Consider the following 11,878-nt stretch of genomic DNA (forward strand, 5'->3'; position numbering starts at 1 on the left):
TTTCCATTAATCCGACGTTTCCGATGGGGTCAGGTCGAGGTATTTTTGTTCGTCCGCAAGCGTGGCCGCCGTCATGACACCCGCTTGACCGAGGCCGATGGTCTGGGCCGCTTCGAGTTGCCAGATGTTCGCCAGCGCCATGCCCATTTCGGCAGTCATGCGGGTGTTCAGGTCGATTGCCGCCTTCATGCCCTGCGTGTCGGGAATGTTGCTGGTCAGTTCTTCGATCCGTGCGAGGCTTTTTCCAGCCGCCTCTTGCGAGGCTTCCGCAGCCACTCCCATCATCGCGCCAGTGTTGCCCTGCACACCGATCCGCGCCGCCCCAGGATCTTCGCTGTTGGCGAGGTACGTCATTTGCGTGGTCGAGGTGCCGGCGCTCTCAAAGATGCCGCCCACAATGTCCGTGGTCGAACGTCCACCGATTTTCCCGCCCGCACCGATCGCACTCCAGTTGCCAGCCATGGCGTCCTGCAATGACGCTTGAAGGTCAGGGATTTCCGGCAGCAAGTCTTTAAACCAGTCACCGGACAGCAGCAGCTTGCCTTCGGCAAAGCCGTCCGTCAGCGCCTTGTATTGATCTTCCATCAGCCGAATTTGCGCTATCAGCTTCAAGGTCTGGTCGTCCAGCTTGAGGTTCTGGGAGACCGCCTCATTCAGTTGCAACCGGGCTTCTGCCAACATCTGTTGCAGTTGGGCGATGGAGGACACGTCAATCGTCGGAACACCTTGCGCCGTGGCAGAGCCACCAGCCAGCGCGAGAGCCACGGCAACGGTCGAGAGCAGCTTGTTCATTCTGTGATCCCTTCGAAAAATTCACGGTCGCGGGCGTAGGCCGCAAAGAGCGTTCCATACTGCGCCCATTCCGCCTTGCGCTTCACCGCCAGTAGCCGGGTCAGGACACCGGCCATGCGCGTGACGTCCGCCTTGGCATAGCTGTTGAGGTCCATCGCTTCCTTGGCCGAGGCCGAGAGCGAGATACGCCGCAAAATCTCTTGCAGGCGCGAGAGCGACTGGATCAGAATTTCTTGGCTATAACCGGCGTAGGACATGGCCGCGTCCGATATGTTTGACATTTCAGAGATCGAAATATCCGCCAGCGCCAGTGTCCCGGTCTGGTCTGCGCCGCTGATCTGGGCTGCATAGACGTTGTAAAAACCGCTGATCTTTTTGACGTAATCCTGCGTTTCCCGGTAGGGCGGGATGCCGTCATATTTCATCACCGCGCCGGGGCCGGCGTTGTAGGCGGCCAGCGCCAGCGGCATCGACTTGAACTTGCGGATTTGCTGCATCAGGTAGCGCGCTCCGCCGTCCAGTTGCAGGTGCGGGTCGGTGTAGTAAGCCGGATAAATGCCGAGGTCTTTGGCCGTGCCGGGAATGATCTGCGTCAGCCCGAAGGCCGCAGCAGGCGACCGCGCCCCGATCTGGAACCGGCTTTCCTGTTTGACCAGCGCCTGAAACCAGCACCGAAACTCGACCGGGTTGATCCCAATTGCTGCCAGCGCCGGGTCACTTCCAAACTTCACCGCCGTCTGGGCAATCATCGACTCGATGGTTTCGCGCGCGTCACCGAACAAGCGCCCCGCGTAGGGGTTGTTGTCCTCAATCGAATAGACCGCACTGGCGACCATGCCGTCCAAGCCTTCGAGGTCCGTCGTCATGGCCGACGATCCGCGCAGCATATTGATGGTGTCCTGCAGGGCGGCGATCTGATCCGCCCGCGATCCGAGGTTTTGGGTCAACGTGGCGCTGATCTGGGCCTGTTGTTCCATCTGGGCTTGCTCGCCCGCGTTGATCGACTGCATCTGGGCTAGCGCAGCCACATCAATTTCTGGCACGCCTTGCGCCACCGCCCCGGAGGCGGCCAGCGCAAGCGCCATGGCGGGAAGGCGCACCAGTTTACCCACCGATTTCGACCCAATCGCAAGCTGCGGTCGCAGCGTCAGACGCTGCAAATGCCAGAGCGTTCGAGGACCAGCAGTTTGTCTGGCGACCCTGATTTTCTGCACAGGCCGTGAGACTGGGCAGAAGGAGTAAAGCCAAGATTGCCTTAGACATGAGCGAGCCTTTCAAGGGAGGTTTCAAGATCATCGGAGGTGTTCTGGTCACGCCAGAAGTCGGGACGGTCGCGGTAGTCGTCGCCAAACCGGGCAGACCCCGACCGTCCGCCACCCAGCACGGTCAGCAGCGGGCCGAGCCGCCCCAGGTCCACATCGAGGATGGTCGATCCGGTATCCGTGCGATGCAGCGCCTTGCGGCCCTGCAACGACTTGGAGAGGATGAAGGACAGCTCGCCGTCCGACATGGACATGCCGTCATAGTGGCCGGGTTCGGCGCGATGGTTCGGAAAGATCAGTTGGTTCGGCAGACCTTCAAGGATCGACTTCGCAGCCGATTGTTGAATCTGTGACGGGAACTGCGTCAGCATCATCACGACCACATTCATTTTCCGTGCCGTGACGAGCCACTTTTTCATTTCCTCCGCGAAGTAGGGATCATCGAGAACCTGCCACGCTTCATCGACCAGCAGCACCATTGGCCGCTTTTCTTCCATGACCATTTCGAGGGCGCGGAACAGGTAGGCCAGAATGGCCGTGCGTTCGGTCCCTGCCGCCAGCACGTCCGTCAGATCGAGGGCTGTCACATCGTTTGCCCCTAAGTTGACAAGCACATCGTCACTCTCACCAAAGACCCACGCATAGCGCCCGTCAGGCCCCCACTCGCGGACCCGCAGGGCGAGGTCGTTGCCGTCGTCGGCGTCACCGATCAGCGACACGAATTGCGAGAAATTCTTGAGGCTGTCAGGCGCGGAGGCGTTCTGGCGAATGGCGGTTTTGAGGGCTTGGCTCTGTGCCGGCGTCAGGGGCTTGCCGGTGTTTTCCAGCAGGGCCGAGAGCCAGCCGAGAAGCCATGCTTCACCACGCGGGCCGGTTTCGGTCAGCAGGGGATTGAGGCCAGTCGGCTCGCCCACCTTCACCGCGGCATAGGTGCCGCCCATCGCGCGGATCGGCATTTCCATCGCCCGGTCCTTGTCCAGTGCGATCAGCCGCCCGCCGTGCCGCAGAGCTTGCGCCGCGAGGAACAGGGTGGTCGTCGTCTTGCCGCCGTTCGACGGTCCCAGAACAAGGGTGTGGCCGTTCGTCGGTTCGGCATCAGGCAAACCGCGCGGGTGAAGGTTGAAGCGGTAGGGTGTGCCGCGTTCGGTTTCCAGAACCGTGATCGGTTCGTTCCAAGGCACTTCACCAACGCCTGCGCCAATGTCAGCGCCGTGCAGGCTCGCCAGATCGGCAAAGGTCTCCGAGGTCACATAAGACGATCGCGCCGTCATGTGACCGTTGCCGGGGTGGCAGGACAGAAGTTCTGTGGCCGTCGCCGCCCGATCACGCAGCATCCGAAACCCGGCCCGCTGGCAAATGCTCATGACGTCAGACATGCGGGCGTCGAGTTCTTTGCGGTCGGGTGCGCGGACGAGGATCGTCAGGCGATACTCACCTACACCGAGTTCGCCCGACTCGATCCGGTCAACGGTGTCGATAAGCTGATTTTCCACACGTTGCGCCAGGTCGTTGCTGGCCTGCATCTGAAGGATGCGGGTGCGGGCTTGTTCTACAATGTTGTCCCGGTGGATCGGGGCATAGTGCTGCACCACAACAACGTCGTCCAGCGCACCCAAGGCATCGAGGGCGCCGGGTGTCGTGGCCGTCGGGTTTTCCTTGACGCTAACAACCGCCGCGACCGTTTCGCCGTCGTTCACATCGACAATGCCGTCCAGACCAAATTCCAGCGACACGTCGCTTACGTCTTGCGCCACGAGCGTCATAAGACCCCGGCGCATGGGCGCGTAGGGCTGGAAGTTCAGCACCGCCATGGCCGACCCAAACGCACCGTCGGAGATAGACAGCGGCGACAGGGTGACGTTCAGGGCGTCGGCAAACACAGACGTAATTTCAGAGAGCGACCCGGCCAGTTCCGCCAGATTTTTCCGACCGACCCGCTTGAGGGCTTTGCCGAGCAGCGGCACCCGCAGCGCATTATTGTTCGCCCGCACAATCGTCAGGACGATCACGGCCTCTTTCGGCTGGCTGGCGTTCAACCCGTCGAACCACGCATCATCGACCGCATGGGCGAAGGGATGCACCGGCTTGGTGTAGCCGCTGATCTGCACGTCGCGGCGAAAGCGGTGGATGAAGAAGCTGAAACTTTCGTCCAGACCGTTGAGGATCTGGGACACGCGGGCGCGCAGGTCCAGAACGTCGGAGGAATCCGACGTGTCCGCATCAATGCCATTCACCTCGAACGCAGCGCAGACCGACCCGTCGCGCAGGATCATGGTCGTGTCGTCAAATTCGACCCCGTAGGGCATCTTGCGATAAAGTTCATACATCGGCTGCACGGCCCTTTGTGGAGCGTTGGAAACGGATAGGGGTGCGGCCAAAACTCTGCGGCAAATGACGCAACCGCATGGCAATCAGTCTGTGACCGTTGGGGTTGATCGCGGTGATTGACCGTGCGCCGAAATACCAGATCGCGAAGGTTGGCAGCCACAGCAGCGCCTTCGTGACCATGAACGGCAGCACGGTCAGCCCGACCACCGTCATGAAGTAGGGCAGGGGCAGGCCAGCCATTTTGGCCTGCCGGGTCAGCCCTTTTATGACGACGGTTTCTTCCATTACGACAGGATCGACCGGAGGCTATCGACGAACGCAGGACCGCCGAACACCAGCACGGCACCGAGGATCACGGCACCGGGCCACGCCCAGCTGATGCGGTTCATCGCAGCCATGAAACCCGCCGCCGCAAGTGCTATCACGAACGCAATGGTCGCCAGAGGGCCACGCATGAAAGCAACGACCTGGTTGCCCGCGTTTTCGGCCTTCGTGAAGTCAATATCTTGCGCCGCAAGATCTGTGCCATAGGCGCAAAGGATCAGGGCGCCGGCGCAAAGCGCGCCCGCCCGGTAGGCATTCATGTTCACGATGGTTACTCCTGTGAGGAAATGCGCCGCCACTGGCGCTCGAAGTTGGACATGACGTTTGAGACATGCCGTTCGGTCTCCCGGTAAGGGGGGACGCCGTTGTAAGTCCGCACCGCGCCGGGGCCTGCGTTGTAAGCTGCCACAGCAAGCGAGAGCGTTCCAAATTCTGCGATTTGCGCGATCAGATACCGCGCACCACCGTCAAGGTTTTGAGCCCTGTCGTTGGGATCGACACCCAGCATCCGCGCCGTTCCCGGCATCAGCTGTGCCAGACCGATTGCACCGACAGGGCTGCGGGCCAGTTCGTTGAAACCGCTTTCCGTCTGGATCATCACGTCAAAGAAAATGATGAACTCGCGCGGGTCTATCCCAGCAGCTTTGACGATGGGATGCGAGGCATAGCGCGATGCAACCGCCCGCGTCAGTGCCCGGTTCGTGCCTGCCACGGCCGGGACAAAGGATAACGCCGCAGGCAGGACTTGTCCCTCTGACGATGCACCGATGACAGACGAGGGTGCATTTGATGTTGAGATTGCAGGCCGCGGTTCTGGATCACCGCCGATGGATTTCCAGCCGCCGCCGATGCCGCCCCAAGCATTATCTGCCAGCGCGGGGCTGGTGAATGACAATAGGAAACATGCAATCAGGCAATGACGCGGGAGGTTAGCTGTCGCTGGTATCCTTAGATCCACTGGGTAGGGTATGGTTCGACTGCCCCCCCTCGAAAAATGGGACGGTGAAGTCTGCGAAACCCATTCGGTGCATAAACGATGCGCAGCCGTTGATCGTCCGGAAGACTTTAATCTTGATTTCTTGAACTTCGCCCGCTCGGCGCGGAAATACGACCAGTGTTTTTGCGACGCTTCCATCATCGCTGACGACGCGGACTGTCCACTCGCCATACCAGACAGCTGCTTTGTAGTAGGCATCTCCCACGCAAAGGACTTGAGCTTGATACCCCATCCGAAGCAGCTGTCGAAACTCTGGTTCCATGACCACATTTGGCGCTTCTCTTTGTAAATCTACATCCACGCCTGTGGTCCTTCTGTCTGAAGGATCAGGCACCCTACCTGGGCACCTTCAACCTACATTCTTATAAATATGCGCACAACCTATAAATTCCGCAGAAATCTATGAGTACGCCAATTGAGTCTGGTTCGTCTTCCAAACTATGCATAAAGGGCAAAACTCGCGAATCAAAGCTATCACGGGGTAATGTTACCCGAGAGATTGAGAATCTGGTGGATCACCGCCTCACGGATCTCCGGTTTTTCAGATAAAAGATCGTGGCGACCTTTCGGGATCAGGACGTAGTTGCCGTTCGGCCAGTCCGCCATGCGGGTGCGGATCGCTTCTTTATCCACATCCCCATCATCCTCTCCGCAGAAAGCGAGACAGGGAATCGCTGGTGAAGGCATCGAAGCGAGCGCACGACACTCTTTCAAAGACTCGTTGAGCCAGCCGAAGCTCACGCCACCGATCATCAGCTCCGGATGAGCCTTCGCCTGCGACTGCCAGTAAGCGTATTCTTCTGCGTTCCCCGTCATCGTGTTTTCTTCGAAGGGGGCTTTTGTGACATAGGGTTGCCCGCTTTGTCCCGGTGCAAAGCGCTTTCCGAACCCGCTCAGTCGCGCGCCTTTAGACAACACACCAGCAATCGAACGAATGGGCGGCGGCAGGGTGATCCCCCACATCGGCCCAACGAAGGCGCAAGCCTTCAGTTCGATTCCCTGGACCAGACCGCGTAGCGCGATCGCCGCGCCCATCGAATTGCCGATCAGCGTCCAAGGCCGCGGCAGGTCAAGATCGCGGGCTGCTTGGATCATCGCATCAAGATCGTGCTGGTAGTCGGTGAACCGCTCGACGTGGCAGATTTTCGGATCATCTGTCAGCCTGTCCGACAACCCATGACCACGCCAATCAATCACAAACGTACCGAGTCCTGCCTCTCCCAACCGCTTAGCCAAATGGCCATACCGCTCGATGTAGCCGGAACGCCCCGGTGCGATGAAGACAGTCCCTTCGCCACGCCGATCCGCGCTTGAAACCGGCCAGTGAGCAAGCCGTAACCTCAGCCCGTCTTCAGCATGCGCCCAAAAGGCTTGACCGCCCTCCGGACCTTCAGCGATTTCCGTGAAAAACGGTGCTTGTTCCATAATATTTCTTCCCAGAGCGAGTGCGGCGTCTTGTCAGACACCCGACCGAAAGCACCAGAGAGCCGACAAGCGCAAGCGAAAAGCCTTGGATCTGGCCTATAGACAGAAGGGTGCAGACCAGAACAAATTGAACAATGACGAACGTCTTCCACGGAACATATCCGAACCGGGGACGCGCCGCTATGTTACCGTCTTGTGCGATTTGGCGAAGCGCCATTTGGCCCCTACTGACCCGTGACGCACACACAAAGAGCGCAAAATTGGCGACCGCAATCAACAGAAACGTCGTAAAATGTGAGACGGACGTATTAGGCAGGCTCCCGTTGACGTCCGCGGACAACCCCAGGACGCTGGTCAGATCGTGGAAAATCCAAAGCGCGATATTTGGCGCATCCGATGATAGATATGCCGCCTGAAGTTTGATCGCAATCGCTGCCCAGCCAATCAAAGTGCTGCATCAAAGGCTGACATCGCGATCCATGACCCCTCCTGGATCGCATCCTCGTGTTCGGTTTCACCGTCATTGATGTTGCGGGCCAGCCATTCATAATCCCCGGCCATGATAAAAAGGAACATGAGCGCAGTCAGAAATATGAACACGTAGAGAGCGGAGTAGAGATAACCAAACATGGAAACGACAGCCGACGCACCCTGACCAACAAATTCCGGCCGAACGAGGGTCAGAAGGTTTCTGTCAATTTGGTATATCCCAGCCTCACCTTCCGCATAAAGCCGAAGACATATCCCGACCCATTGGGCAAGAAAAACGCCACCCAGACACAGCACGAGGATCATCCAGAAAGGGAAGGCGGTCCTGTCTATTCGAGCGTCCCATAATGACGCATCTTCTTCTGTGCGCGTATCGCAAGACGATCCATCAAACAGACGACCGCGCCCATACGACCGCCAGTGCGTCAGACTAAAGCTCACCCGCATGATGAACAGCGGCAGGATCAGTGCTGGCAAAACGGTCCAAGTTGGTGCCCAAAGAAATCCGACCTCTTTGGAAAAATCGGGTGTCACGCTGTAGCTGACCGACAGCAGACCCAAGATTCCGTTCACTAGCCCGTTCACGGCATAGGCCGCCCAGATCAAGATTGATAGCTTGAGCGTGTCATCGCGACTGAACCAAGCCTCCCATGATCTTGCCAGACCAGGTGTTCGGATCGGCCCACCGCCTGCTGGGATCGCGGCTGGATCATAACCTGGATCATCGGGCGAGCTATCATCTGCACCATTGCGCGGTTCGGCTCTTGTGCGCTCACGCGCCCGCATCAAAGCCACCTGCCACGCGCTTGCTTTGCGGGCATCGCCGCACCCAAAGACCATTGCCAATCGGCGCAAGTTGGGAACGCTTATGCCACCACGACCCTGCGGAGCGAGCCACCTCTGCACGGTTCGTAGGTCGATCATACTTCGACCCGATTCAACCTGGTTGATAGCCGCCGTGAGCGTTTCTGCCGTCCAGGGTTCAGCTGGTTCGCCATTCGCCGACACATCCCGGCCAACACCAGCGGCGATCGCTGCCCGAATGAGCGATCTGAAATCCTGATCGTCGTTGGGTGGCTCGATGTAGTACTTTCCGTTTACCATCAACACTTTCCGGTCTGATGCGTCGTTTCGTGTCGATGTGAAGGTCTTCTATACCACGACATAGTTCGCGGCTTCATCCCCCGAAGGTCAACATTTCTTTCACAAGACCATTTTATTATTTCTATTAACTTCAGCGTCTTAACGTGAGTTATGTCGTTTCCTGTCGCTGAACGTTTCACTTCATGTCGTTCGTGTCGTCGTGTCACTAGCTATTGGCGAGTCCGCATGTCTTTTTCACCCCCACCGGTAGAAATCACGCTGCGTAACATGAGAGGGCACCATAATGACAAAACACGATCGCAACCGCGAGTTGTCTAGTGGAACGTCTGAAAGAGGCGTTGTCAGACTAAGACACGCACGCGCGATCAAGCGCATTTTAGATCGAAAGACCCTCAAAATTGTCGGCTGGCTCTACGAATGGAATACGGGTCAGACCGCGCCGATGTGGAAGGACCAGCCGTGCAAGGACGTGATTTACGACTGAATCTCGATCACGAGAGCCGTACCTACGTCCCGGCGCTGTGCAAATATGAAGATGTTCGCGCGGGACGGTCGAGCATCTTTCCGACCAGTCGCGGCGGTCAAACCGCTTTACGAACCTCCGGTGATAGTTTTATAGAAACGTTACAAACTTATAAATATGCGTTTCAGGAGGTCCTTAATGCTGACCCTTCTAAGATCAACTTCACTAACCGCCGCTGTAGCGGCCGCGGCAATCTTTAACGCCCCGCGCGAAGCAAACGCCGCGTTCAACGTGGATTGCGCCATACTGCTATGTCTGGCGGGCGGCTGGCCCAAGTCTGCCGAATGTACATTGGCATATGCCACGTTCATTCGGCGCGTCACGCCTTGGCCAATAGAACCGCCGCTGCAAATCTGGCGCTGTCCGATGGGGGCCTCTTACGAAGGTGAACCCACCAGCCCCCTGCAGCGGTTCCATGAAGCAACCTTTGCTGACGCCAAGCGTCCGATGCAGTCTATCCCGGCCGGCCATCAGGCGACCGCGCTTGCGCCCATCCCCGCGGTGTTCCGCGATCACGACTATCAACCAGATGCAGAGTCGATCCTGCAACTGGTCGCAGGGCAGGGGGCCGACATAGATATTTCCGACCCGATCTATGACTTCGTGCGCTCGATCCGCGTGTTCGACGTGAACGCCCGCCAGCGTGAAATGGGCCGAGACCGTGAATGCACACGATCATCGTCGGTCCGCATTGGCAGCTATGGCATCCAAGGCGATTACCAGTGGCGCAGCGCCAGAATCTACGACCTGCCTGCGGCTCACTTTGGAACCGAGGGGTACGGAGGTTCCTGTCCATCGGTCAACAACCGTTCGATCTTTGTTGAGTGGAAGGACTACAGCGGAACTTACGGCCACGAGCAGGTGAACTACTAAAGCTTGTGTGCGGTATCCAGCCTTACACAAGAATTGGCGGTAGTACCCATACTGGGTATGCTGGTTATTAATCCGTTAACGGAATCATGACCAAGGAGCGAAACGAAAGACTAAAAAGCAAAACCCCCGCGAGGCGGAAACCTGCGGGGGGGTATAGAACCGGGACGCCAATCCCGAGCTATCAATCAATTCAGCTATTGTTCTAACCCCTCCCCACATGACGAGCAACTAAAAAACGCATCTGTGCGAACAGGAAAAATTTGCTCGATCACCGCTTCGCTTCACCGAGCGAGGATAAGAACAGTGACCACATCGACCATCCCCCGCAGCGGGGATTTCATGCGCTTGTTTGCGCGGACCCCCATGACAGGGGCCGCGCTGCGCATCGCAAACCTGTTGGCAGGCTACATCAGCTATGACGGCAAATTCAGAGGCGCACCGTGCGGTTTCGCCGCCTTCACGATGAAGGAGTTGCAGGCCATGACCGGGATCAGCGACCGCACTATCCGTTCCGCCCTGGACGAGCTGGCGCACCTGTTTGGGCTGACCATCGTGCGCCGCCACCATGACCGGCACCTTTTCACGTTTTCAAAGGTCTATGACGCGGACGCAAATGCCGTCCCTGACGAGGATCTGGCACCGGCTGAAACCGTCAATATTTCCCATGAAAAACGAGTAACCGGCAGTCCACCGCCGCCTTCTCTATATACAAGAACAAAAAGTAATAATGATACGACCTCAATCATACAGATTTTGGACGGGGCAGGGTCAGTCTATCAAACGCCCTTTGCCACGATCATCGAAGATGCCAAGAAAGGCACCGAGGCCGCAGGCATGGACACGCAGTTTCTTTGGAAAGGGTTTCACATGCTCAACGCCCGCAACGACCGGAGCATAGCGCCACTGTCGTGGCTTATTGCCTTTGTCCGCAAGGCCAAGCCGACGTTTCAGCACAAGCCCAAAGCACCAGCGCCACCGACACCGCCCGCCGTCTGCACCGATCCGGTTCTGCTTATGGCGAAGCCAGCACCCTTCGCCAATCGGGCTTTCCACGAAAGCGACCTGCGCCGCGTCATAGGCGCCGATGCCTACGAGCAGCGCGTGGCTGCGATCCAATCGACCTACAACGCCCCGCGCTTTGCGGCCCAGCTTGCAGTTCACGGTCAGGCGGTGAGGGAAGGGACCATCGACCGATGAAACCACTTCTGATCCTCGCTATGCTGGCCGTGGTCAGCCCCGCAGCCGCCTTTGCTGAATGGTGTGATCCACCGATCGCGCCAACGCCGACGACACCGGAGCTGGCGCATGATTTTCGCGAAGAGTTCAAAGACGAGTTCGACCAGTATTTTCGGGATGCGTCCCTCTACACCGCCTGTCTCGATGCCGAGCGCGTCAGGGTGTTTCAGGAAATGCTGATCACCACGCAGCGATACGAACGCTTCCTGAATGACAGCGCCAAATGGAGCCCGTCAGAGTGAACGATCCGCAGCAGATCGAAATGTTTCCGACCGTTTTGCGGTTGCGGCGAACGGACCCCGAGGGGGCCGTCCGCCGCTTCTACCTTGTGACCGTTCAGCCTGATCTATTCGGGGGTGCCGCACTTGTCGCGGAATCCGGTCATGTCGGTTCCCCAGGATCGACCACAACCCGCTTTTTTCCGGACGAGGGGCTAGCAGTCGATGCTTTATCGGAGGTCGCAAAGCGCAAGGTGAAACAGGGCTACGTCTAACGCCGATAGTTAGTTATGTGACGCTTTTCCCT

The 11,878-nt window shown here is 58.2% G+C and carries 14 protein-coding genes; 5 read left to right on the forward strand and 9 right to left on the reverse strand.

Annotated features, from left to right (window positions below; all coding sequences use genetic code 11):
• Window positions 1-6: 6 nt before the first annotated feature.
• From BUA54_RS17675 to BUA54_RS20940, 9 genes are all read right to left on the reverse strand, one after another.
• Window positions 7-792, reverse strand: a complete 786-nt coding sequence (locus BUA54_RS17675) for a type IV secretion system protein (protein WP_072858594.1) — start codon at window positions 790-792, stop codon at window positions 7-9.
• Window positions 789-1,892, reverse strand: a complete 1,104-nt coding sequence (locus BUA54_RS17680; RefSeq protein WP_143155486.1) for a lytic transglycosylase domain-containing protein — start codon at window positions 1,890-1,892, stop codon at window positions 789-791. Before BUA54_RS17680 ends, BUA54_RS17675 begins: the two co-directional genes overlap by 4 nt.
• A 155-nt stretch (window positions 1,893-2,047) precedes the next feature.
• On the reverse strand, window positions 2,048-4,381 hold the full coding sequence (locus BUA54_RS17685) for a VirB4 family type IV secretion/conjugal transfer ATPase (protein WP_072858595.1): 2,334 nt from the start codon (window positions 4,379-4,381) through the stop codon (window positions 2,048-2,050).
• A complete protein-coding gene (locus BUA54_RS17690; RefSeq protein ID WP_072858596.1) occupies window positions 4,374-4,667 on the reverse strand; it encodes a VirB3 family type IV secretion system protein in 294 nt (97 codons plus the stop codon). Before BUA54_RS17690 ends, BUA54_RS17685 begins: the two co-directional genes overlap by 8 nt.
• On the reverse strand, window positions 4,667-4,966 hold the full coding sequence (locus BUA54_RS17695; RefSeq protein ID WP_072858625.1) for a TrbC/VirB2 family protein: 300 nt from the start codon (window positions 4,964-4,966) through the stop codon (window positions 4,667-4,669). Before BUA54_RS17695 ends, BUA54_RS17690 begins: the two co-directional genes overlap by 1 nt.
• Window positions 4,967-4,977: 11 nt before the next feature.
• Window positions 4,978-5,601, reverse strand: coding sequence for a lytic transglycosylase domain-containing protein (locus BUA54_RS21595; protein WP_245810780.1), 624 nt, complete (start codon window positions 5,599-5,601; stop codon window positions 4,978-4,980).
• 34 nt (window positions 5,602-5,635) lie between these two features.
• Window positions 5,636-6,004 carry a hypothetical protein gene (locus BUA54_RS20935; RefSeq protein WP_143155487.1) on the reverse strand — a complete coding sequence of 123 codons (369 nt, stop codon included), beginning with the start codon at window positions 6,002-6,004 and terminating at the stop codon, window positions 5,636-5,638.
• Window positions 6,005-6,177: 173 nt separating this feature from the next.
• Window positions 6,178-7,128, reverse strand: coding sequence for an alpha/beta hydrolase (locus tag BUA54_RS17710; protein WP_072858599.1), 951 nt, complete (start codon window positions 7,126-7,128; stop codon window positions 6,178-6,180).
• A gap of 444 nt (window positions 7,129-7,572) precedes the next feature.
• Window positions 7,573-8,721 (reverse strand): hypothetical protein, encoded by a 1,149-nt coding sequence (locus tag BUA54_RS20940; RefSeq protein ID WP_143155488.1) that lies wholly within the window; start codon window positions 8,719-8,721, stop codon window positions 7,573-7,575.
• Between the two features lie 283 nt (window positions 8,722-9,004).
• Between BUA54_RS20940 and BUA54_RS20945 the strand changes: the two genes are divergently transcribed.
• From BUA54_RS20945 to BUA54_RS17735, 5 genes are all read left to right on the forward strand, one after another.
• The gene (locus tag BUA54_RS20945; protein ID WP_143155489.1) at window positions 9,005-9,205 is read left to right on the forward strand and encodes a hypothetical protein; all 201 of its coding nucleotides are present in this window, start codon (window positions 9,005-9,007) and stop codon (window positions 9,203-9,205) included.
• Between the two features lie 177 nt (window positions 9,206-9,382).
• Complete coding sequence (locus BUA54_RS17720; protein ID WP_072858601.1) at window positions 9,383-10,117, forward strand: hypothetical protein; 735 nt, start codon at window positions 9,383-9,385, stop codon at window positions 10,115-10,117.
• Window positions 10,118-10,420: 303 nt separating this feature from the next.
• The gene (locus tag BUA54_RS17725; protein ID WP_072858602.1) at window positions 10,421-11,314 is read left to right on the forward strand and encodes a hypothetical protein; all 894 of its coding nucleotides are present in this window, start codon (window positions 10,421-10,423) and stop codon (window positions 11,312-11,314) included.
• Window positions 11,311-11,595 (forward strand): hypothetical protein, encoded by a 285-nt coding sequence (locus BUA54_RS17730; protein WP_072858603.1) that lies wholly within the window; start codon window positions 11,311-11,313, stop codon window positions 11,593-11,595. The genes BUA54_RS17725 and BUA54_RS17730 overlap by 4 nt, the downstream gene beginning before the upstream one ends.
• The gene (locus BUA54_RS17735; RefSeq protein WP_245810782.1) at window positions 11,592-11,846 is read left to right on the forward strand and encodes a WGR domain-containing protein; all 255 of its coding nucleotides are present in this window, start codon (window positions 11,592-11,594) and stop codon (window positions 11,844-11,846) included. Before BUA54_RS17730 ends, BUA54_RS17735 begins: the two co-directional genes overlap by 4 nt.
• The last annotated feature ends 32 nt before the right edge of the window (window positions 11,847-11,878 follow it).

It is taken from the genome of Loktanella atrilutea, from assembly GCF_900128995.1.
Taxonomy (GTDB): domain Bacteria; phylum Pseudomonadota; class Alphaproteobacteria; order Rhodobacterales; family Rhodobacteraceae; genus Loktanella; species Loktanella atrilutea.

Excerpts from the sequence above, each read along its gene's own strand:
- BUA54_RS17675 (WP_072858594.1), bottom strand. The coding sequence starts at position 792 with ATGAACAAGCTGCTCTCGACCGTTGCCGTGGCTCTCGCGCTGGCTGGT.
- BUA54_RS17685 (WP_072858595.1), bottom strand. The coding sequence starts at position 4,381 with ATGTATGAACTTTATCGCAAGATGCCCTACGGGGTCGAATTTGACGAC.
- BUA54_RS17720 (WP_072858601.1), top strand. The coding sequence starts at position 9,383 with ATGCTGACCCTTCTAAGATCAACTTCACTAACCGCCGCTGTAGCGGCC.
- BUA54_RS17730 (WP_072858603.1), top strand. The coding sequence starts at position 11,311 with ATGAAACCACTTCTGATCCTCGCTATGCTGGCCGTGGTCAGCCCCGCA.
- BUA54_RS17710 (WP_072858599.1), bottom strand. The coding sequence starts at position 7,128 with ATGGAACAAGCACCGTTTTTCACGGAAATCGCTGAAGGTCCGGAGGGC.
- BUA54_RS20940 (WP_143155488.1), bottom strand. The coding sequence starts at position 8,721 with ATGGTAAACGGAAAGTACTACATCGAGCCACCCAACGACGATCAGGAT.
- BUA54_RS20945 (WP_143155489.1), top strand. The coding sequence starts at position 9,005 with ATGACAAAACACGATCGCAACCGCGAGTTGTCTAGTGGAACGTCTGAA.
- BUA54_RS17695 (WP_072858625.1), bottom strand. The coding sequence starts at position 4,966 with ATGAATGCCTACCGGGCGGGCGCGCTTTGCGCCGGCGCCCTGATCCTT.
- BUA54_RS17690 (WP_072858596.1), bottom strand. The coding sequence starts at position 4,667 with ATGGAAGAAACCGTCGTCATAAAAGGGCTGACCCGGCAGGCCAAAATG.